Here is a 19,860-nt window from a genome sequence, read left to right as displayed (position 1 = left end):
CACCGTCCGCCGACCGCTACGAGGCGGTGCTCGGCATCTCCGGAGCGCGCACGTCGTAGGTCTTCGCCTTCTGCTTCAGCAGCGCCGTGAGCACGCGAGCCTTCGTCCCGTTCTGCTCCGCGTCCCCCCAGCGCACCGTCACCGTGCGGTTCTTCGCGCCCTCGACCGGGGCCGACAGCTTCAGCCAGATCCCGTCCGGGGAGTCGGTGCCGATCGAGCGCAGCCGGTCCGCCAGGTCGTCGGGCAGGTCGTTGAGCACCGCGAGCGTCCCGCGCAGGTTGGCGACGCTCTGCTTCTCCCCCAGCGCCACCTCGATCCGGGGCAGGTCGCCGGGCAGCTCGGACACCGGCCGGGTCTCCACGACCACGCCCTCGTCGTCGACCAGCTGCATCATCTGCACGGTCTTCTTGGGCTTCTTGCCGTCGGTGGTGTTGGCCGCGACCTTCTCGGACGGCAGAGCCGCCACCGGCTTCCGCTCGGTGACCACGACGCGGATCGTGCCGGGCCAGACCCGGCTCACCGACACGTTCTTCACCAGCCGCAGCTTCTCCAGCCGGGCGCTCACGTCGGAGGTGCGGGCCAGCAGCATCGCGTGCCCGATCTCGGTGTCGGTGTAACCGCGCACCTGGGACTCGCTGATCCGGTCGAGCCCGCTGACCGTGACCCGCTCGACCTTCGCCCACGGCGACAGCAACGCGAGCCAGCCCACCCCCGCGAGCACCACCACGACCAGCGAGGTGGTCAGGGTGCGTCGGCGACGGCGGGCGCGCACCTTCGCGGCGAACCGCTGCGCCGACGTCTGCGAGACCACGGGACGCGTGGGCGGCGGGAGCAGTCCGGCGGAACGGCTGGCGGTGACCGGCCGGCGCACACCGGGCCGGCCGGTCGCGGGCTTGCGGGCGGCCGGCTTCTTCGCGGCCGGCTGCTTCTTCGCGGCCGGGGGCTTCCTCGCCGCGGGCTGCTTCTTCGCCGGCTGCTGGCGCGCCGGTGGTTTCGGCGGCTGGGCGGCCGGTTTCGGGGGCTTACGGGCAGAGGACGACTTGCCCGAGGACGCGGGTGGGCTCGGTTTGCGACGGGGGGACGACCCCCGGCCGGCCGGTCCCCGGGCAGGGCGGCGCCCCGGCCCGCTCGAGGAGGAGGACGGCGTCATGCCGGCTGCTGCTCGCCGTCGCCGGCGGAACGGATGGCCTCGAGAATGGCCGGGCCCAGGGCGGTCACGTCGCCGGCGCCGAGGGTGAGCACCAGGTCGCCCTTCTGCGCCCGCCGCACCACCTCGTCCACCGCGGCCGTGGCGGTCGGCCGGTAGGCGACCTGCTCCTCGGGCAGCCGCACCGCCTTCGTCACGAGCTCCCCGGTGACACCGGGTTCCGGGTCCTCCCGGGCGGCGTACACGTCGAGCACCACCACCTCGTCGGCCAGCGACAGGGCGGCGCCGAAGTCCTCGGCGAAGATCCGGGTGCGGCTGAACAGGTGCGGCTGGAACACGGCCAGCACCCGGCCCTGCCCCACCACGGCCCGCGCGGCCTTGAGCACCGCGCGCACCTCGGTCGGGTGGTGCGCGTAGTCGTCGACCACCCGCACCCCTCCCTCGGTGCCCTTGTCCTCGAAGCGGCGGCGGGTGCCGCCGAAGCTGCGCACCGCCGTCAGCGCGGGTGCCCCGGAGACCCCGAAGTGCCGGGCGACGCACCAGGCGGCCACCGCGTTCAGCGCGTTGTGCACCCCGGGCACGCGCAGCGTCACGGGGCCGATGCGGGTGCCGTCGGGGCGTGCCTCGATCGCGAAACGCACGCCGTCGGGCGTGTCCTCGACGTCGACCAGGCGCACGTCGTTGTCGGCGTCCAGACCGTAGTGACAGACCCGCACCGCGTGCGAGGCCAGCGCCTCGGAGACACCGGCGAGCACACGCCGCACGCCCGGGTCGTCACCGCAGACCACGACCATGCCACCGGGCACGACCCGCTGGGCGAACTCGGCGAACGCCGCCTCGACCGCCTCCTGGCTGCCGTAGTGGTCGAGGTGGTCGGGCTCCACGTTGGTGATGACCGCGACCTCGGGCTTGTACAGCAGGAACGAGCCGTCGGACTCGTCGGCCTCGGCCACGAAGATGTCGCCGGCGCCGTCGTGCGCGCCCTGCCCGCCCTCGGTCAGCTCGCCGCCGATCGCGAACGACGGGTCGAGCCCGCACTCGCGCAGCAGCACGGTGGTCATGCCGGTGGTGGTGGTCTTGCCGTGGGTGCCGGCGATCGCGACCGGGCGGCGGCCGGTCATCAGCGCGGCCAGCGCCTGGGAGCGGTGCAGCACCTTCAGGCCGCGGTCGCGGGCCTCGACCAGCTCGGGGTTGTCGGGGCGCACCGCCGACGAGATGACCACGGTGGAACCGGCGGGCACCTGGTCGGCCCGGTGCCCGATGAACACGGCGGCACCGCCCGCTCGGAGCGCGGCCAGCACCGGGCTGTCGCGGTTGTCGCTGCCGGACACCACGACACCGCGGGCGAGCAGCAGCCGGGCGATGCCCGACATGCCCGCGCCGCCGATACCGATCAGGTGCGCGGCCAGGATCGGCTCGTCGACCATCGGGGCCCCGGCCGCGTCCGTCACCGCGGCCTCACCGCTGAGGCGACCGCCCACCCGGGCGCCCGCCGTGGTGGGCACGCTCGGGGTCGGGTCCGCCTTGCCCGGAACCTCAGGTGTCCTGCTCATCGCCGTCCTCCCCTGGAAGCCGCGACCTCGACCATCGAGGCGAGCCGCTCGTCGGCGTCGCGGATCCCGAACCGGGCCGCCGCGTCCCCCATCGCGCTCAGGCGACCGGAGTCGCTCAGCAGCGGCAGGAGGGTGGTGCGCACCCAGTCGGGGGTGCACGCCTCGTTGTCGATGAGCAGGCCGCCACCGGCCCGCACCACCGGTTCGGCGTTGAGCCGCTGCTCGCCGTTGCCGATCGGCAGCGGCACGTAGGCGGCGGGCAGGCCGAGCGCCGTGACCTCGCTGACGTTGCCCGCACCGGAGCGGCAGACCACGACGTCGGCGGCGGCGTAGGCCAGGTCCATCCGGTCGAGGTACGGGGCGACGACGTAGCCGGGCGGCTGCTCGCCGGCGAACGGCACCTGCTTGTCGCGGCCCGAGGTGTGCAGCACCTGGATGCCGGCGTCGGTCAGCAGCTGGGCGCTGGCGCCGAACGTGTCGTTCAGCTGCTGCGCGCCCAGCGAACCACCGGTGACGAAGAGCGTGGTCTGGTTCGGCTTCAGACCCAGCGCCACGCGCGCGGTCTCGCGCTGCGCCGAGCGGTCGAGACCGGTGATCTGGGTGCGCAGCGGCAGGCCCATGACCTGGCCCCCGCGCAGCGGCGTGCCCGGGAAGGTCACGCCGACGTAGGGGGTGAAGCGGGCGCCGAGCTTGTTGGCCAGGCCCGGGCGGGCGTTGGCCTCGTGCACCACGAACGGCACCTTCTTGAGGTACGCCGCGATGTACGCCGGTGAGGACACGTACCCGCCGAAACCGACCAGCACGTCCGCGTCCTCGAGAGCGGCGGCGGCACTGTCGACGGCCGCCTTGAGCCGAGCGGGCAGCCGCAGCGCCTCGGCCGAGGGCTTGCGCGGCATCGGCACCCGGGGCATGACCTCGAGGTGGTAGCCGGCCGCCGGGACCAGCCGGGCCTCCAGGCCCTCGGCGGTGCCCAGCGCGGTGATGCGGGTGTCCGGGTCGCGACGGCGCAGGCAGTCGGCCAGGGCGAGCAGGGGGGCGATGTGACCGGTGGTACCGCCACCGGCCAGGACGACGGAGAGGCTCATCGGTTACGGGCCTCCCCACGCACCGGGAGAACGGCCAGCGAACGCTGCACCAGCCCGGCCCGGGCGGCCAGCGCCTCGGCCGCACCGCTCTCGCGCCGGGCGAACCCGAGCACCATGCCGAGGGCCGCGAGCATCGTGATGAGCGCCGTGCCGCCGCTGGAGACCAGCGGCAGCGGCATCCCGACGATCGGCAGCAGGCCGACGACCCCACCGATGTTGATGACGGAGTGGGTGACCACCCAGATCAGAACTCCCGAAGTAGCGATCTTGACGAACAGGTCGTCGGTGCGCAGCACGATCCGGGCCAGGCCGAGACACAGGGTCATCAGCAGGCCGATCACGAGCAGCGTCCCGACCAGGCCGAGCTCCTCGCCGACGATGGCGAAGATGAAGTCGTTGTGGGCCTCCGGCAGCAGGCCCCACTTCTCGCGGCTGGCGCCGAGGCCCACGCCCCACCAGCCGCCGGAAGCCATCGCCCACTGGCCGTGCACACTCTGGAAGCACGAGTCGAGCACGTTCGGGTTGCTCGCCGAGCAGCCCTCCAGCCAGGTGCCGATGCGGGCGCGCCGGTTCTCGGTGCTGGCCATCACCACGATGCCGAGCAGCAGCCCGACCGAGGCGAAGGCGAAGATGCGCATCGGGGCGCCCGCGACGAAGAGCAGGCCGGCCATGATCGCCATGACGACCATCGCGGTGCCCAGGTCTTTTCCGCCCAGGATCAGCATGAGCAGCACCCCGGCGCCCGGCACCAGCGGGATCAGGGCGTGCAGCGGCTGGTCCATCAGCGGCCGCTTCCGCACGAGAACCGTGGCACCCCAGACGATCAGCGCGAACTTGCCGACCTCGGCGGGCTGCAGGGTGAAGCCGGCGATCATGATCCAGCCGCGGTTGCCGTTGGTGCCGATACCGATGCCCGGCACGAACGTGAGCATCTGCAGCAGGAATGACGCGAGCAGCAGCGGCCAGCCCAGCACCTGCCACATCCGCACCGGCACCCGCATCGCCACGAACATCGCGGGCACACCGATCGCGGCGAACATGGCCTGCCGCCAGAACTCGGTGAACGGCGAGCTGCCCGAGGCGATCGACTCGACGCTGGAGCTGGACAGCACCATGACCAGGCCGATGCAGGTCAGCGCCACGGTGGCGCCGAACACCAGGTAGTACGAGGTGAGCGGGGAGTTCAGCCGGGCCGTGACGCGGTGCAGCGACCGGGGGCCGACACCCTCGAAGGGCGGGTCGGCGACCGTCACGCGGGCACGTCTTTCAGCGCCAGTGCGAAGGCCTGCCCACGGGCCGAGAAGGGTTCTCCCGCGGCCGCTCCGAACACCGGGGAGAACAGCACGGTGTCGCCCGGGCGGGCCAGACCGGCGGCCAGCGCCACGGCGGAAGCCAGAACGGTCTCGGTCATCGGCTCAGTCTCGGGGACGACGGCATCGAGGACCGGGACATCCGGGGCGTGTCGGCCCAGGGCCTCCCGCAGCGCGGGCGTGCCGTCGCCGGGCAGCAGCACCACGCCGCGCAGACGCCCGGCGTACTTCTCCACCACGGCGTCCAGGTCGGACGGCGCGGTGCCGTAGCCACCCGCGATCCAGACCGGCGTCTCGAAACTGGACAGCCCGGCCGCCGCCGCGAACGCGTCGGTCGCCGCCGAGTCGTCCACCCATTCCACCCCGGCCCGCTTCTCGAGCAGGTTCAGCCGGTGCGGGAGCGGGTAGTAGTGGCGCAGGCCGTCCCGCACCGCGGTCACCGCGACGCCGTAGGCGCGGGCCAGGGAGGCCGCGGCCAGCGCGTTGGTGACGTTGTGGGCGGCCAGCACCCCGGCCCCGGCCGTGCGGACGTCTTCGATCGTGCCCAGCTCGGCCGCCGAGGTGCTGCGCTGCGGCACGAACGCCCGGTCGCAGAGCACGTCTTCGACCAGGCCGAGCATGCTCACCGCGGGCACTCCCCCGGTGAAACCGATGGCCCGGGCGCCCTCGACCACGTCGGCCTCGCGCACCAGCGCCTCGGTGCCCTCGTCGGCCACGTTGTAGACGCAGGCGACCTGGGTGTTCTGGTAGACCCGGCCGCGGTCGGCCGCGCTGTCGTCGGCCGGGCCCACGTTCAGGCAGACCGAGGCCAGCGGTGACAGGCTCGAGCTCCAGCGCAGCTGGAACGCCGACAGCTGCACGGCGAGCACGTCGTACGGCTCCGGGTGCAGTACGGATTCCAGGAGTGAGGTACCGGCCTGCCCGGTGCAGGTGGCCCGCCGGCCGTCGGCGCTCAGCACGGTGGCGAGCATCGAGGCGGTGGTGGCCTTGCCGCGGGTGCCGGTGACGGTCAGCCAGGGGGCCGGGTTCTTCGCCGGGCGCAGGCGCCAGGCCAGCTCGGCCTCGGCCCAGACCGGAATGCCCGCGGCCAGGGCCTGCACGAGCACCGGCTCGTCGTCGGACCAGCCGGGCGACAGGACCAGCAGCTCGGCCGGCTCCCCGTTCACCTCGGGCAGGGCGCTCACGTGCTCGGGGCCCAGGCGGATGTCGGCGCCCAGGGTGTCGAGCACGATGCCGCGCTCCCGCTTGGAACCGGTGCCGTCGGCGTCCACCACGACCACCTGCGCGCCCCGCTCGAGCAACGCGTCCGCGCAGGCGAAACCCGAGATGCCGATGCCGGCGACGACGACCCGCAGGCCGTTCCACTCGTTGTCCAGAGGGTTGCTCATATGCCGACCACCCACTCCGCGTAGAAGACACCCAGGCCGAGGGCCACGAAGAGACCGGCGATGATCCAGAACCGGATGACGATCGTGACCTCACCCCAGCCCATCAGCTCGAAGTGATGTTGCAACGGGGCCATCCGGAACACCCGTTTACCGGTGAGCTTGAACGAGCCGACCTGGATGATGACCGACAGCGTGATCATGATGAACAGGCCGGCCAGCGGGACGAGCAGCAGCTCGGTGCGGGTGGTGACGGCGAGGCCGGCCAGGCCACCGCCGAGCGCCAGCGAACCGGTGTCACCCATGAAGATCTTGGCGGGCGAGGCGTTCCACCACAGGAAGCCGAAGCACGCGCCCATCACGCAGGCCGCGACCACCGCGAGGTCACGCGGGTCGCGCACCTCGTAGCACTGCGGGCCGGCGCCGGAGGCCAGCTGGCACGACTGGTTGGACTGCCAGATGCCGATCATCACGTAACCGCCGAACACCATCACGCTCGCGCCGGTGGCCAGGCCGTCGAGCCCGTCGGTGAGGTTCACGCCGTTGCTGGCGCCCGCGATGATGATGTACGTCCAGATCACGTAAAGGATCAGGCCGATGATCGGCCCGGCGAAGGCCAGGTCGACCGCGGTGTCGCGGATGAACGAGATGGCCGTGGTGCCGGGGGTGCGGAACCCGCTGTCCGGGAACTGCAGGGTCAGCACCGCGAACGAGATCGAGACGAACGACTGGCCGGCCAGCTTGCCGCCGGCGGTCAGGCCCAGACTGCGCTGGCGGCTGATCTTGATGAAGTCGTCGAGGAACCCGACCAGGCCCAGACCGGCGATCAGGTAGAGCACCAGGACGCCGGACATCGTCGGGCCGTCGAGCGTGACCGCGTGCGCCACCGTGTAACCGATCAGGGTGGACGCGATGATCACCGCGCCGCCCATGGTCGGGGTGCCGCGCTTGACGTGGTGCGAGGTGGGGCCGTCGTCCCGGACGAACTGGCCGTAGCGGCGCTTGACCAGGAACCGGATGAACCACGGGGTTCCGAACAGTGCGCAGATCAGCGACACGGCCGCGGCGATCAGGACCGTTCTCACGACGCTGCCTCGGTCTCTCTCGTCAGGTGGGGTTCGGGAAGTGCGGGGGCCGGCGTTCGGCCGGGGGAAGCAGAAGGGGTGCCGGACATCAGACGGAAGGTCTCCTGTACGTACCGTTGACGGGGCCCGTAGCGCTCACGCCGCCGCTCACCGTATCGACCCCGGGACGGCTGCGGGTCACCGGTTCCGCCCCTGAGCCACCGGGACCGCGGCCGGGCCGCCGGCCGGGCCTTCGGTGCGGTTGAGCACGCCGGCCAGCACCTCGCGGTCGTCGAAGGGGTGCTTGACCCCCTCGATCTCCTGACCCCGTTCGTGGCCCTTGCCCGCGACCAGCACGATCCCCGTCGCCCCGGCCCGGGCGACGGCGGTCTCGATGGCCGCACGGCGGTCGGCGACCTCGATCACCTCACCGGCACCGCCCCTCACCGATCGTGCCCCTTCGAGCACCGAGGCGCGGATGTCGGCGGGTGACTCGGAGCGTGGGTTGTCGTCGGTGACGACGACGACGTCGGCGTGGCGCGCGGCCTCGGCCCCCATCTTGGGGCGCTTGGCGCGGTCGCGGTCGCCACCGGCGCCCAGCACCACCACCAGAGGCCCGCCGGAGGCGCCGAGCGAGGGCCTCAGGGCGCGCAACGCGGTGGCCACGGCGTCGGGGGTGTGTGCGTAGTCGACGACGGCCAGGGGCTGCCCCGGGCCGCGCCGGGCGATGAGCTCCATGCGACCCGGCACGGCGGGCGCCGAGGCCAGCCAGCGCGCGGCGTCGGCCGGCTCGGTACCCGCGGCGACCAGCATGAGCAGCGCCAGAACGGTGTTCGCGACGTTGAAGTCGGCGGGCAGGGGGCAGCGGGCGTCGAGCCGGACGCCCGTGGGCCCGGTGAGGACGAAGTCGATGCCGCCGTCGTGAGGACGCGCATCGGACACCGACCAGTCGGCCTCGCCCCCGGGCGCCGTGGTGAAGGTCACCACCGGGACCGAGGCCTCGGCGGCCAGACGGCGGCCCCACTCGTCGTCCACGCAGATCACGGCCTGCTTCGAGCGGGCCGGTGTGAACAGCTCGGCCTTGGCCGCGAAGTAGTGCTCCATGGTCGGGTGGAAGTCGAGGTGGTCCTGGCTGAGGTTGGTGAACCCGGCCACGTCGAAGCGGATGCCGTCGACCCGGCCGAGGGTGATGGCGTGGCTGGAGACCTCCATCGAGCAGACCTCGACACCCCGCGCCACCATCGTGGCCATCAGCGCGGCCAGGTCGGGGGCCTCCGGGGTGGTGCGCACGCTGTCGACCTGCTCGTCGAGGATCCGCGTCATCACCGTGCCGATCAGGCCGCACGGCCGCCCGGCCGAGCGCAGCGCGCCGTCGAGCAGGAACGTCGTGGTGGTCTTGCCGTTGGTGCCGGTGACCCCGAACGTCAGCATCTTCTCGGCGGGGCGGCCGAACACCCAGGCGGCCAGGTCGCCGAGCACCTCACGCGGGTTCGGCACGATCACCAGGGGTAACGCGCCGTCGGCGGCGAGCGCCGCCCCCTCGGGGTCGGTCAGCACCGCGGCGGCGCCCAGCCCGGCGGCACCGGCGGCGAATCTCGCGCCGTGGGTGCGTGCTCCGGGCAGTGCCGCGTACAGATCGCCGGGCCGTACGGCCCGGGAGTCGAGGCAGACACCAGTGATCACGACATCACTCGCGGTGTCCGGCACGGTGGTGCCGAGAAGGCTCGCGACATCAGCGAGAGAACGGGCGGGCGCGGGTTCGCGCGACGGGGCCGGCACGGTCGTGAATCTATCCGAGTTTGAAGGCCACTCAGGACCACTCGAGGGCGACGTCGGGCTTCTTCGTCCCCGTCGGCTCGATCCCGAGGGAGGTCAGGCCGTAGGACATGATCTGCTGGAAGACCGGCCCGGCGACGGTGCCGCCGTAGTGCGCCTTCTTCGGCTGCTGCACGAACACGGCCACCACCAGTTCGGGGTCGTCGGCGGGGGCCATCCCCACGAAACTGGCCGTGTACCCGCTGTAACAGCCGCACTCGTCGTCGTAGGCCTGTGCGGTTCCGGTCTTGCCCGCGATCCGGTAGCCGGGGATCTTCAGGTTCGAGGCGGTGCCCCCCTCGCCGACCACGCTCTCCATCATGAGCCGGACCTGCCGGGCCGTACGGGCACTGACGACGCGCGTCTTCTTGCCCTCGGGCTCCGGCTCGAGCTTGCCGTCGGCGCCGGTGACGGCCTTCACCAGCTTGGGCTGCACGCGCACCCCGTCGTTGGCGATGGTCGCGAACACGTCGGCCGACTGCAGCGCGGTGACCGACAGTCCCTGCCCGAACATGACGTTGAGCCGGGTGCGCCCGTCCCACTCGTCGGGGGTGCCGAGGATGCCGGCCGACTCGGCCAGCCCGACGCCGGTCTTGCTGCCCAGGCCGAACTTGGTCAGGTAGTCGTACATGGTCTGCGACGACATCTTCTCGCCGACCTTGACCGTGCCGATGTTCGAGGACTTGGCGAGAACCCCGGCGAACGTGAGCTTCTCGGTGCCGTGCGCCTCGGAGTCGCGGATCACCCCGGCGGCACCGCGGTCGAGCAGACCGGGCACGGTGATCCTGCTGGAGGGCTTCACCACGCCCTCCTCGATCGCAGCCGCGGCGGTGATCACCTTGCTGGTCGAGCCGGGCTCGAAAACCTGCGTCAGGGCCCGGTTCCCGAGGTTGTCGGGATCGGCCTTGTTCGGTGTGTTGGCGTTGTAGGTGGGCGCCTCGGCCAGGGCCAGGATCTCGCCCTTCTTGTTCATCGCCACCAGGGTCGCCGACGCGGCGTCGAACTCCTTGACCGTGGCGGCCAGTGCGTCCTGGGCCTTCCACTGCAGGTCCCGGTCGATGGTGAGCTGGACGTCCTTGCCGTCGACCGGGTCGGTCTGGGTGGTCAGGCCGGTGGCGATCTGCTGGCCGCCGCTGCCGCGCTCGTAGGTGACGGTGCCGTCGGTGCCGCTGAGCAGCGAGTCCTGGGACTTCTCGATGCCGGCCGCGGCGCCCTCGGTGTTCATGTAGCCGAGCACGTTCGCGGCGACGGTGCCGGCCGGGTAGTTGCGCCGGCTGGCCTGCTCGCTGAAGATGCCGGGGATCTTGAGGGCCGAGACGTCACGCCAGACGGTGGGTTCCACGTCCTTCGTGACGTAGTTGAAGCGCTTGTTGCCGGCCAGGCGCTGGGCCACGTCCTTCACCGGCAGGTCGAGCACGTCGGCCAGGGCCCGCGACGCGCCGATCACACCCTTCTCGTCCTCCGGGACCTTGGCCTTCGCCTGGTACTCGGGCACCAGGGTCTGGTCGACCGTGATGTTGCGGCGTTCCATGGTGGTGGCGAGCACGCTGCCGTTGGTGTCGACGATGTCACCGCGGTGGGCGGGCAGCGACCGGGTGGTGGAGCGGTTCTGGAGGGCCTCGGCCGAGAGCTCGTCGGCGTCGAAAGCCTGCAGCTGCACGAGTCTTCCGGCGAACACCACGAAGACCAGCACCACGGCCGCGGCCACCCAGCGCAGGCGGGTGTCGGGCTCACCGGCGCGGGGCGGGCCGAGCAGAGGACGCCGCGGGCCACCGGGACCACCCGGTCCGCGACCACCCGGGCGGCGTCGCGCCTGGGTGCGCGCGGTGCGCACCGCCGGGCCGAGGGCCGAGCGGGTCAGGGTGCGGGCGGCCTTGCGGACCGGCTTGCGGGGCGCGGGTTTACGGCTGACCGGTTTACGGCCGACCGGCTTGCGGGCAGCAGGGTTGCGGGGCGCGAGCTGACGGGCCTTGGCGGACGCGCCGGTCCGGGTCGGGTTGCCGGGCACCGGTTTTCCGGCGCCCCGGCGGGGAGCCGGCTTGCGGGCCGGTTCCCCCGTGCGGGCCGCCCCGGTCCTGCGGGCCGGTTCCGTCTTGCGGGCCGGTTCCGTCTTGCGGGCCGGTTCCGTCTTGCGCGCCGGTTCCGTCTTGCGCGCCGGTTCCGTCTTGCGCGCCGGTTCCGTCTTGCGCGCCGCCGGCTGACGGGCGGGCTGCTGACGACCCGGTTGCTGACGGCCCGGCTGCGGGCGTCCCGACGGCTGACGTCCCGGCTGCTGGCGGGCCTGGGCTGCATCCCCACGCATGGCGTTCCTGGCACTTCCCGACACGGTTCCGGACGTGCCGGACGCACCGGGCACGGACTTCCTGACTGGTTTCGGCTCCGAGCCGGTGGTGGGGCGCCGCGGGTACCCGGCCCCCGACCGGGCGGCGGCGCCACCACCACGCGAGCTCATCGCGACGAGTCGACCTTCGTCGCAGGCTTCTTCGAGGTCTCCTCGGGCGCCGGGGCGTCGGCCGCCTCCGGCTCGCCCTTCACCGTGCCGTCCTCGGGATCGATGAAGGCCGGGTTCTTGGCCGGGACCATCCCCAGCTTCTTCGCCTTCGCGGCGAGCCGCCCGGGCGCCCCCTCGGCCTCGACCTGCTCACTGAGAGCCTGCCGCTGCTCGGCGAGTTCACGCTGCTGGGTCTGCAGGTCGCTGAGTTCGTAGGCACCCTTGCCGATGCTGATGTTGAGCAGGAGCAGGGCCAGGAGACCGGCGCCGAGCAGGGCGACGCACAGCACCGCCAGGCCGGTCTTGGACCGCCGGGGCGCGGGCACGACCCGCAGACGCGGACGGGCGGCACGGAGCGGCGGCCGGGCGGGTTGCCGGAGGTTCGGCCGGGCGTTCGGGCCGGACGGAACCGATTCCGGTGCAACCCTTGCGGTCGCGGTGCTCGTGCTCATGCCGCATCCCCTCCTCGTGCCCGGCGGTCGCCGGCGCGCCGCCTCGTGGTGGTACCCCCGTGGGCTTCCCGGATCCGTTCGGCCGCGCGCAGTTTCGCCGAGGCGGCGCGCGGGTTCTGCTCCATCTCCGACTCCGGGGGTAACTCGGCCCCGCGGGTCAGCAGACGCATACGGGGCGAGTGACCCTCCAGCTCGACCGGCAGGCCGGGCGGCGTGGTGCTGCGCACCTGGTCGGCGAAGACCCGCTTCACGATCCGGTCCTCCAGCGACTGGAAGGTGAGCACGGCGATGCGCCCGCCGACGGCGAGCGCGTCCACCGCCGCGGGCACGGCCCGCTGCAGCACCTCGAGCTCGGCGTTGACCTCGATGCGCAGCGCCTGGAAGGTGCGCTTGGCCGGGTTGCCACCGGTGCGGCGGGTGGCGGCCGGGACGTTGTCCCGCACCAGGTCGACCAGCCGGGCGCTGGTGGTGAACGGGGTCACCTCCCGTTCCCGCACGATGGCCGAGACAATCTTCTTGGCGAAGCGCTCCTCGCCGTAGTCGCGCAGGATCCGGACCAGGTCGCCGGCGCTGTAGGTGTTGAGGATCTCGGACGCGGGTGTGCCGGTCGTCTGGTCCATGCGCATGTCGAGCGGTGCGTCGACGGAGTAGGCGAAGCCCCGCTCCACCTCGTCGAGCTGCAGGGAGGAGACGCCGAGGTCCATCATCACGCCGTCGGCCCGGTGCAGGCCGAGCTCGTCGAGGACCTCGGGGATCTCGTCGTAGACGGCGTGCACGAGGCGCACCCGGTCGCCGAAACCGGCCAGCCGGCGGCCGGCCAGCTCCAGGGCCTGCGGGTCGCGGTCGATGCCGACCAGGGTGGCCTGCGGACAGGCGGTGAGCAGGGCCTCGCTGTGACCGCCCATCCCGAGCGTGGCGTCGACCACGACCGATCCGGGCTTGTCGAGAGCGGGGGCCAGGAGCTCGACGCACCGGTCGCGCATGACGGTGATGTGGCGTTCGTGGGCCTCGGCGGTGTCGGCCGGGCGGGCCTGACGGCTGTCAGGGCTGGTCATCGCGACCTCCCCTCGGGGGTGCGGCGCGGCCGGGGGGCGACCGGCGCGCGGGTGGACTTCTGGGCAGGGAAGCCACTGGGGCTTGCTGTTCTCACTGGACGGGTTCTCGCTGACCGCATTCCGTGACGGACTCGGTGATCCGGCTCCCCGGAGGCCGACGACCGGCCCGCCCGAGGAACCCCGGGCGCGGACACGGCCGTCCGACGTCCGCCGATCAGGTCTCCATCCGCTCCGACCGAACTGCGGCCTGACACCGGGGAAGGTGTGTCAGGACGCCTCGGGCGGCTGGAGACCTCATCGTCGGCGAATCGGATCGGCCGTGAGGTTGGCACCGGGATGCTCGGGATCTGGGTTCGTCGTCCGTTCTCGGGTCTACCCGGCCGGGGCCGGTGCAGGGTCGGATGCCGGGCGGACCTGCGTCCGCCGGTGCGGCGTGGGTTCGGCGAGTCGTCGGGACAGTGGGGCGTGCGGAGAGCCGGCTGGGGAAGCGGCCGGACGGTCGGTCGTCGTGGTGCTCCTGCGGGGTGGTGGCGTCTGCATCAGAACAGCCCGGGGACAACTTCCTCGGCCTGCTCGGCGAACGCCTGTTCCTGCTCCTGCAAGTACGACTCCCACGCCGCCAGGTCCCAGATCTCGATCCGCTGACCGGCGCCGATGACGGCACAGTCGCGGTTCAGACCGGCATAGGTGCGCAACAGGGCCGGGATGGTGACCCGCCCCTGTTTGTCGACCGCCTCGTCGGACGCCCCGGAGAGGAACACCCGAAGGTAGTCGCGCGCCTGCTTGCTGGTGACCGGCGCCTGACGCAACTGTTCGGAGATGCGGGAGAACTCGTCGACCGGGAACACGTAGAGACACCGCTCCTGACCCCTGGTCACGATCACCCCCTCCTCCAGTTGCTCGCGGAACTTGGCCGGAAGGATCAGCCGGCCCTTGTCGTCGAGACGAGGTGTGTGGGTACCGAGGAACATCGCCGGTCCCCTCCCCTCGCCCCTCCCTATTCAGAACAGCTGGAGCGTGAGGCGTCATCCGTGAAACTCCTCTCCGCTCCAGTGGCCTCCACATTACTCCACTTCCCCCCACACGCAATGGCGGAACGGCGGATTCCACAACCGTGACTTGCACGAACGCGCAGGTCAGGAGGTCGCAGTGGGCGGTGGTGACACTTTGCGTCCGGGTGTCGTCCACAGGCTTGACAGCGTTGCCCGTTTGGGCTTTTGCCCCCTTCGGGGAGCGTTGGGGGCGCTTCGGGGAGCGTCCGGGGAGCAAAGTGGAGGACGCGGGGAGCCCGGGACGCCCCCGGGTGGGGGAAGGTGGGGGCATCCGGTGGAGAGGTGTGGGGGCGATCACGCTGGGACGCGGGTCACATCACCGAAAGTGGCCACCCGTACGTCCTCAATCGGCTCTTAACCGACCATTGCCCCGCTGGGCCGGAAGAGTGGGTCGGAGTGGGGCGCCGCCGGCTGCTTCCGGCCGTCCTGCGGGGCGCTGCATGATGCTTCAGCGTTTGAGAGACTGATCGGCACCAAGCACTGCACTCATCAACGCACGACTTCTGCCGGGACACCCGGACGACAGGCACCCCCGGGCCGAGAAGGTCCGGAGGCACGGAGGCTGCACACGTGACGACCATGGCCGGCCCGCGCGAGCTCGAGTACCTAGCGGGCGTGACCGGAGCTATCAAGTCAGCGATCGAGTCGGTCATCGAGGGCAAGCCCGAGGTGGTCGACCTCGCGGTGACGGTGCTGCTGGCCGAGGGGCACCTCCTGGTGGAGGACGTCCCCGGCGTCGGCAAGACCATGCTGGCCAAGGCGATGGGCCGCGCTGTCGACTGCACGGTGCGCCGCATCCAGTTCACCCCCGACCTGCTGCCCAGCGACGTCACCGGCGTCAGCATCTACCGGCAGGAACGGCACGAGTTCGAGTTCAAGCCGGGTGCGATCTTCGCGAACATCGTGGTCGGCGACGAGATCAACCGGGCCAGCCCGAAGACCCAGTCCGCCCTCCTCGAGTGCATGGAGGAGCACCAGGTCACCGTCGACGGCGTGACCCACCGGCTGGAGTCCCCGTTCATCGTGGTCGCCACGCAGAACCCGGTGGAGATGGAGGGGACCTTCCCGCTCCCCGAGGCGCAGCGCGACCGGTTCATGGCCCGGGTGTCGATGGGCTACCCGTCGGCCAACGCCGAGCTCGACATGCTCGGGCACCACGGTGAGCACGACCCGCTCGCCGGTCTGCGCCCGGCCTGCGACGCCAACACCGTGCGCTCCCTGATCGCCGTGGCCCGCGCGGTGTACGCGGCCGACGGCATCAAGGAGTACGTGGTCAACCTGGTGCGGGCCACCCGCTCCACCCCGGAGCTGCGCCTGGGCGCCTCCCCGCGCTCGGCCCTGCACCTGCTGCGGGCCTCCAAGGCCCGGGCCGCGATCAGTGGCCGCGGCCACGTCATCCCCGACGACGTGCAGGCACTCGCCCCGCTGGTGCTGGCGCACCGGCTGATGCCGAGCGCCGAGGCCCAGCTGGCCCGCCGCTCCCCCGCCGACGTGCTGACCTCGATCCTCGGCCAGGTGCCGGTGCCCGCCCCGCGGGTCGCGACCTCGAGCAACGGGTCCTGGCCGGCGTGACCTCCGCGCTCTCCCGGGCCCGCGCGGCGCTGTCCGGCCTCACCACCCGGGGGCGCTCCTTCCTCTCGGCGGGGGTCGCGTCCGGCATCTGCGCGGTCGTGCTCGGCCGGCAGGACCTCCTGCGCATCGCCGTGCTGCTGCTCGTACTGCCCCTCGCCTGCGTCTACATGCTGACCCGGGCGCACTACCGGATCGGGCTGACCCGCACCACGACCCCACCGCGGGTCTCGGTCGGCAGCCCGATGCGGGTGCGCCTGGAACTGCAGAACCTGGCCTCGCTGCGCACCCGGGTGCTGCTGGCCGAGGACCGGGTGCCGCCCGCGCTCGGCGCGCCGCCCCGGTTCGTGCTCGACCGGATGCCCGGCGGCCAGCGCGCCGCCGTCACCTACTCCCTCACCGCGTCCATGCGGGGCAAGTACCCGATCGGGCCGCTGCGGCTGCGCGTCACCGACCCGTTCGGGATGTGCGAGCTGACCCGCTCGTTCACCGGCAACGACCACGTGGTCGTGGTACCCCGGCTGCACCCGCTGGTTCCCCTGACCGCGGGCGGCACCTGGGGCGGGTCGGGCGACTCGCTGGCCCGCGCGGCGGCTGTCAGCGGTGAGGACGACGTGGCCACCCGGGAGTACCGGGAGGGCGACGACCTGCGCCGGGTGCACTGGGCCTCCACCGCCAAGCGCGGCGAGCTGATGGTGCGACGCGAGGAACAGCCCCGCCAGATGCGCGCCACGGTGCTGCTCGACACCCGGGCCCGCGCCCACCGCGGCGAGGGGCCCTCGTCCTCGTTCGAGTGGGCGGTCAGCGCCGCCGCCTCGATCGCCGTGCACTTCGCCGAGGAGAAGCACGGCATCCGGCTGGTCATGGACGGCTCCCCCGCCGTCTGGTCGAACCCGCACTCCGGCGAGGCCTCGGGCGAACTGCTCGAGCGGCTCGCGGTGGTGCAGACCGGCGACGACGACGTGCTCGACGAGGCGATCGGCGTGCTGCACCGGGCCGGCGCGGGCGGTCTGGTGATCGCGGTGCTGGGTGACATCGACGAGTCCACGGCGCTGCGGCTCGGGGAACTCGGGCTGGCCGGGCGCGCCGGGATCGCGGTGCTGCTGGACACGCCGGAGTGGTCACCGAACGCGGCGCGCGGCTCCGTCGCCGGCCGGCAGCGGCTGGTCGCGCTGATGCGCGAGGGCGGTTGGGCCGTGGTCGAGGCGGGCCCGCGGCAGACGATCAGCGATGTCTGGAGCGGTGCGGCCGGGCCGGCGCTCGACGGTGGAGCCCAGGTGGTGCCGCCGGCCACAGCTTCGGCGTCTACTAATGGTCACAACGGTTCTCCGGACGGCTTCGGGCGGTTTGCTTCATGACCAACGGCTCCGACGAGCGGATGGCGGTGACGGCGGCGGTGGCCGCGCTGGTCGCCGCCCTCACCCTCGCCCCCCTGATCAAGGGCACGACCTGGCTGTTCGCCGCGGCCATCATGGTGCTGACCGTGATGGTGACCGGCATCGTCGCGCGTCAGCTGGCCCGGGGCTGGTGGCCGGCCGTGATCGGCCTGCAGGCCGTGATGCTGTTCCTGGCGATCGTGGTGCTGTTCGCCCGCGGTGAGATCGCCGACCCGCCCGGTGCGGTGCGTCTGCTGGCCGACCTGGTGCAGGCCGGGCTGCAGACCACCCAGAGCCAGTCGCCGCCGGTCGACGCCGACCGCGGCATCGTGCTGCTGGCCGCCGGCGGCACCGGGATCGTGGCGCTGGCCGTCGACATCCTGGCCACCTCGTTCCGTCAGCCCGCGCTGGCCGGGCTGCCCCTGCTGGCGATGTACTGCGTGCCCGCCGCCCTGCTCGACGACGGATTGCCCTGGTACCTGTTCTTCGCCGCGGCGGCCTCCTTCCTGCTGCTGCTGTCGGCCGACGCGGGCGACCGGGTGCGGGCCTGGGGCCGGGTGCTGGCCTCGGCCGGGCAGCGCGACGCCCGGCCGGCGGGTGACACCGGCCTGGCCCGGGGCGGGCGCCGGGTGGCGCTGGCCGCGGTCGCGGTGGCCGTGGCCGTGCCGGCCGTGGTGCCGGGCCTCGACAACCAGCTGCTGGGCGGCTCGGGCGACGGGGACGGCGGCAACGGCGGGACCGTGATCACCCGGATCAACCCGATCCTCGACATGCGCCGCGACCTGAACGACCCGGTCGACACCGAGCTGCTGGCCTACACCACCACGGTCTCCGACCCGGAACCGCTGCGGATCGTCACCGACGACGAGTACGACGGCAAGACCTGGAAGCCGAGCGGCAAGAAGATCCCGCGCTCCAACAACATCAGCGAGGGCATGCCGCAGGCGCCCGGCCTGACCTCGGCCGTGCAGACCAGCGACGAGTCCAGCAGCATCGAGATCTACCGGCTGCGCGAGACCTACCTGCCGCTGCCCTATCCCGCCCGCTCGGTCACCGGGCTCGACGGCGAGTGGCTCTACGACCCCGAGACCCTGAACGTCATCGGCAACAAGGTCGACACCACGCAGGTTCAGTACACGGTCGACTTCCTCAACGTCACGCCGACCGCCGACCAGCTGGCCGGGGCCACCACGCCGCCCGACGACATCGTCGAGAAGTACACGCAGCTGCCCGACGACATGCCCGCAGTGATCGAGGAGACCGCCCGCCGCGAGGCCGGCAACGGCAACAACTACGAGAAGGCCGTGCGGCTGCAGGAGTTCTTCCGCACCGGCGGCGGGTTCGTCTACAACACGCAGGCCCCCGAGTCCGAGGGGGGCGACGGCAGTGCCCAGGCCATCGTCGACTTCCTCCGGCAGAAGGAGGGGTACTGCGTGCACTACGCCTCCACCATGGCCGTGATGGCGCGTCAGCTCGGCATCCCGGCCCGGGTCGCCGTCGGCTTCCTGCCCGGCACCCTGCAGGCCGAGAACACGCGCATCATCTCCTCGCGCGACGCCCACGCCTGGCCCGAGCTGTACTTCAACAACGTCGGCTGGGTGCGTTTCGAGCCGACCCCGCGCAGCGGCCAGGCGGCGCCGGACTGGACGCTCCCGGACACCGGCAACGACAGCAGCAGCCCCGACGACGAGACCAGCACCACCACCGCCCCCGACACCAGCGAGGACGGCGCCAGCAGTACCGCCGAGGCGGAGGCCACGCAGGAGCAGGAGCAGGCGGCGGGCGCACAGTCGTCCGGCGGTCTGTCGGTGCCGTGGCAGCCGGTGCTCGTGCTCCTGGTCGTCCTGCTCGGCCTGGCCCTGCCGCGCCTGGCCGCCGGGATCGCCGCCCGGCACCGCTGGCGGCAGGCCACCACTCCTCCCGGGCTGGCGGCCGCCGCCTGGGACGACCTGCGGCTCGGGCTGAGCGACCTGGGGGTGCGCTGGGCGGCGTCCTGGACCCCGCGAGCAGTACGGCAGCGCCTGAACGACGACTACGAGCTCACCCCCGAGCAGGCGGAGGCGCTCGACCGGCTGGTCGAGGAACTGGAAGACGCCTTCTACGCGCCGCCCACGACCGAACCGGGCCGGGGTGCCGCCGAACGCCGCCAGGACGTGGCGCTGGTCGTGGGGGCAGTGGCGGTGCAGAAGTCGAGTCGCACCCGCTGGCAGGCGAAGCTGTGGCCGGCGTCGGGCATCACGGCCCTCACCGGGCTGGGCGCCTGGATCACGTCCCGGGTCCGGCGGAGAGGGGCCGAGGGCGACGACGTCCCGGACACCGCGGCGACCCCCGGTGACGAGCCGGGGCCTGCCGACCGTTCCGGTCGGTCTGGTCAATCCGGTCGGCCTGGTCAATCCGGTCGGCCTGGTCGGCGGGACAAGGCCGGTAGCGGCCGGAGCTGATTCCCACGTACGCACGAGAAGGGCTCCCCGGTTTCCCGGGGAGCCCTTCTCGTGGTGTGTGGACG

14 protein-coding genes are annotated in these 19,860 nt (G+C 72.5%); 3 read left to right on the top strand and 11 right to left on the bottom strand.

Annotation, left to right across the window (positions count from 1 at the left end):
* Positions 1 to 16: 16 nt before the first annotated feature.
* The 11 genes from J2S57_RS20290 to mraZ form a co-directional block, all read right to left on the bottom strand.
* The gene (locus J2S57_RS20290) at positions 17 to 1,150 is read right to left on the bottom strand and encodes a cell division protein FtsQ/DivIB (protein ID WP_307245347.1); all 1,134 of its coding nucleotides are present in this window, start codon (positions 1,148 to 1,150) and stop codon (positions 17 to 19) included.
* Positions 1,147 to 2,700 carry a UDP-N-acetylmuramate--L-alanine ligase gene (gene murC, locus J2S57_RS20285; RefSeq protein WP_307245345.1) on the bottom strand — a complete coding sequence of 518 codons (1,554 nt, stop codon included), beginning with the start codon at positions 2,698 to 2,700 and terminating at the stop codon, positions 1,147 to 1,149. Before murC ends, J2S57_RS20290 begins: the two co-directional genes overlap by 4 nt.
* Positions 2,697 to 3,785, bottom strand: coding sequence for a UDP-N-acetylglucosamine--N-acetylmuramyl-(pentapeptide) pyrophosphoryl-undecaprenol N-acetylglucosamine transferase (locus J2S57_RS20280; RefSeq protein WP_307245343.1), 1,089 nt, complete (start codon positions 3,783 to 3,785; stop codon positions 2,697 to 2,699). Before J2S57_RS20280 ends, murC begins: the two co-directional genes overlap by 4 nt.
* Positions 3,782 to 5,038, bottom strand: a complete 1,257-nt coding sequence (ftsW, locus tag J2S57_RS20275) for a putative lipid II flippase FtsW (protein WP_307245341.1) — start codon at positions 5,036 to 5,038, stop codon at positions 3,782 to 3,784. The genes J2S57_RS20280 and ftsW overlap by 4 nt, the downstream gene beginning before the upstream one ends.
* The gene (gene murD, locus J2S57_RS20270; protein ID WP_307245339.1) at positions 5,035 to 6,483 is read right to left on the bottom strand and encodes a UDP-N-acetylmuramoyl-L-alanine--D-glutamate ligase; all 1,449 of its coding nucleotides are present in this window, start codon (positions 6,481 to 6,483) and stop codon (positions 5,035 to 5,037) included. The genes ftsW and murD overlap by 4 nt, the downstream gene beginning before the upstream one ends.
* Entirely contained in the window at positions 6,480 to 7,565 is a 1,086-nt protein-coding gene (mraY, locus tag J2S57_RS20265) for a phospho-N-acetylmuramoyl-pentapeptide-transferase (RefSeq protein ID WP_307245337.1), read from the bottom strand. The genes murD and mraY overlap by 4 nt, the downstream gene beginning before the upstream one ends.
* A gap of 177 nt (positions 7,566 to 7,742) precedes the next feature.
* A complete protein-coding gene (locus J2S57_RS20260; RefSeq protein WP_307245335.1) occupies positions 7,743 to 9,323 on the bottom strand; it encodes a UDP-N-acetylmuramoyl-L-alanyl-D-glutamate--2,6-diaminopimelate ligase in 1,581 nt (526 codons plus the stop codon).
* A gap of 31 nt (positions 9,324 to 9,354) precedes the next feature.
* Entirely contained in the window at positions 9,355 to 11,661 is a 2,307-nt protein-coding gene (locus tag J2S57_RS20255) for a peptidoglycan D,D-transpeptidase FtsI family protein (RefSeq protein WP_307245334.1), read from the bottom strand.
* Positions 11,662 to 11,807: 146 nt separating this feature from the next.
* The gene (gene ftsL, locus J2S57_RS20250; protein WP_307245331.1) at positions 11,808 to 12,302 is read right to left on the bottom strand and encodes a cell division protein FtsL; all 495 of its coding nucleotides are present in this window, start codon (positions 12,300 to 12,302) and stop codon (positions 11,808 to 11,810) included.
* On the bottom strand, positions 12,299 to 13,357 hold the full coding sequence (gene rsmH / locus J2S57_RS20245) for a 16S rRNA (cytosine(1402)-N(4))-methyltransferase RsmH (RefSeq protein WP_307245329.1): 1,059 nt from the start codon (positions 13,355 to 13,357) through the stop codon (positions 12,299 to 12,301). Before rsmH ends, ftsL begins: the two co-directional genes overlap by 4 nt.
* Before the next feature lie 539 nt (positions 13,358 to 13,896).
* On the bottom strand, positions 13,897 to 14,328 hold the full coding sequence (mraZ, locus tag J2S57_RS20240) for a division/cell wall cluster transcriptional repressor MraZ (protein WP_307245328.1): 432 nt from the start codon (positions 14,326 to 14,328) through the stop codon (positions 13,897 to 13,899).
* 660 nt (positions 14,329 to 14,988) lie between these two features.
* Here mraZ and J2S57_RS20235 point away from each other — a divergent pair.
* From J2S57_RS20235 to J2S57_RS20225, 3 genes are read left to right on the top strand one after another with little or no spacing between them, the layout of a single operon-like run.
* Entirely contained in the window at positions 14,989 to 15,981 is a 993-nt protein-coding gene (locus J2S57_RS20235; protein ID WP_307251083.1) for an AAA family ATPase, read from the top strand.
* On the top strand, positions 15,978 to 17,336 hold the full coding sequence (locus J2S57_RS20230; RefSeq protein ID WP_307245326.1) for a DUF58 domain-containing protein: 1,359 nt from the start codon (positions 15,978 to 15,980) through the stop codon (positions 17,334 to 17,336). The genes J2S57_RS20235 and J2S57_RS20230 overlap by 4 nt, the downstream gene beginning before the upstream one ends.
* On the top strand, positions 17,333 to 19,795 hold the full coding sequence (locus J2S57_RS20225; RefSeq protein ID WP_307245324.1) for a transglutaminase TgpA family protein: 2,463 nt from the start codon (positions 17,333 to 17,335) through the stop codon (positions 19,793 to 19,795). The genes J2S57_RS20230 and J2S57_RS20225 overlap by 4 nt, the downstream gene beginning before the upstream one ends.
* The last annotated feature ends 65 nt before the right edge of the window (positions 19,796 to 19,860 follow it).

The sequence above is a fragment of the Kineosporia succinea genome (genome assembly GCF_030811555.1).
GTDB classification, from domain to species: Bacteria; Actinomycetota; Actinomycetes; order Actinomycetales; family Kineosporiaceae; genus Kineosporia; species Kineosporia succinea.
The sequence above is the reverse complement of the archived record's forward strand: the minus strand, read 5'-3'. Positions and strand labels throughout refer to the sequence as shown.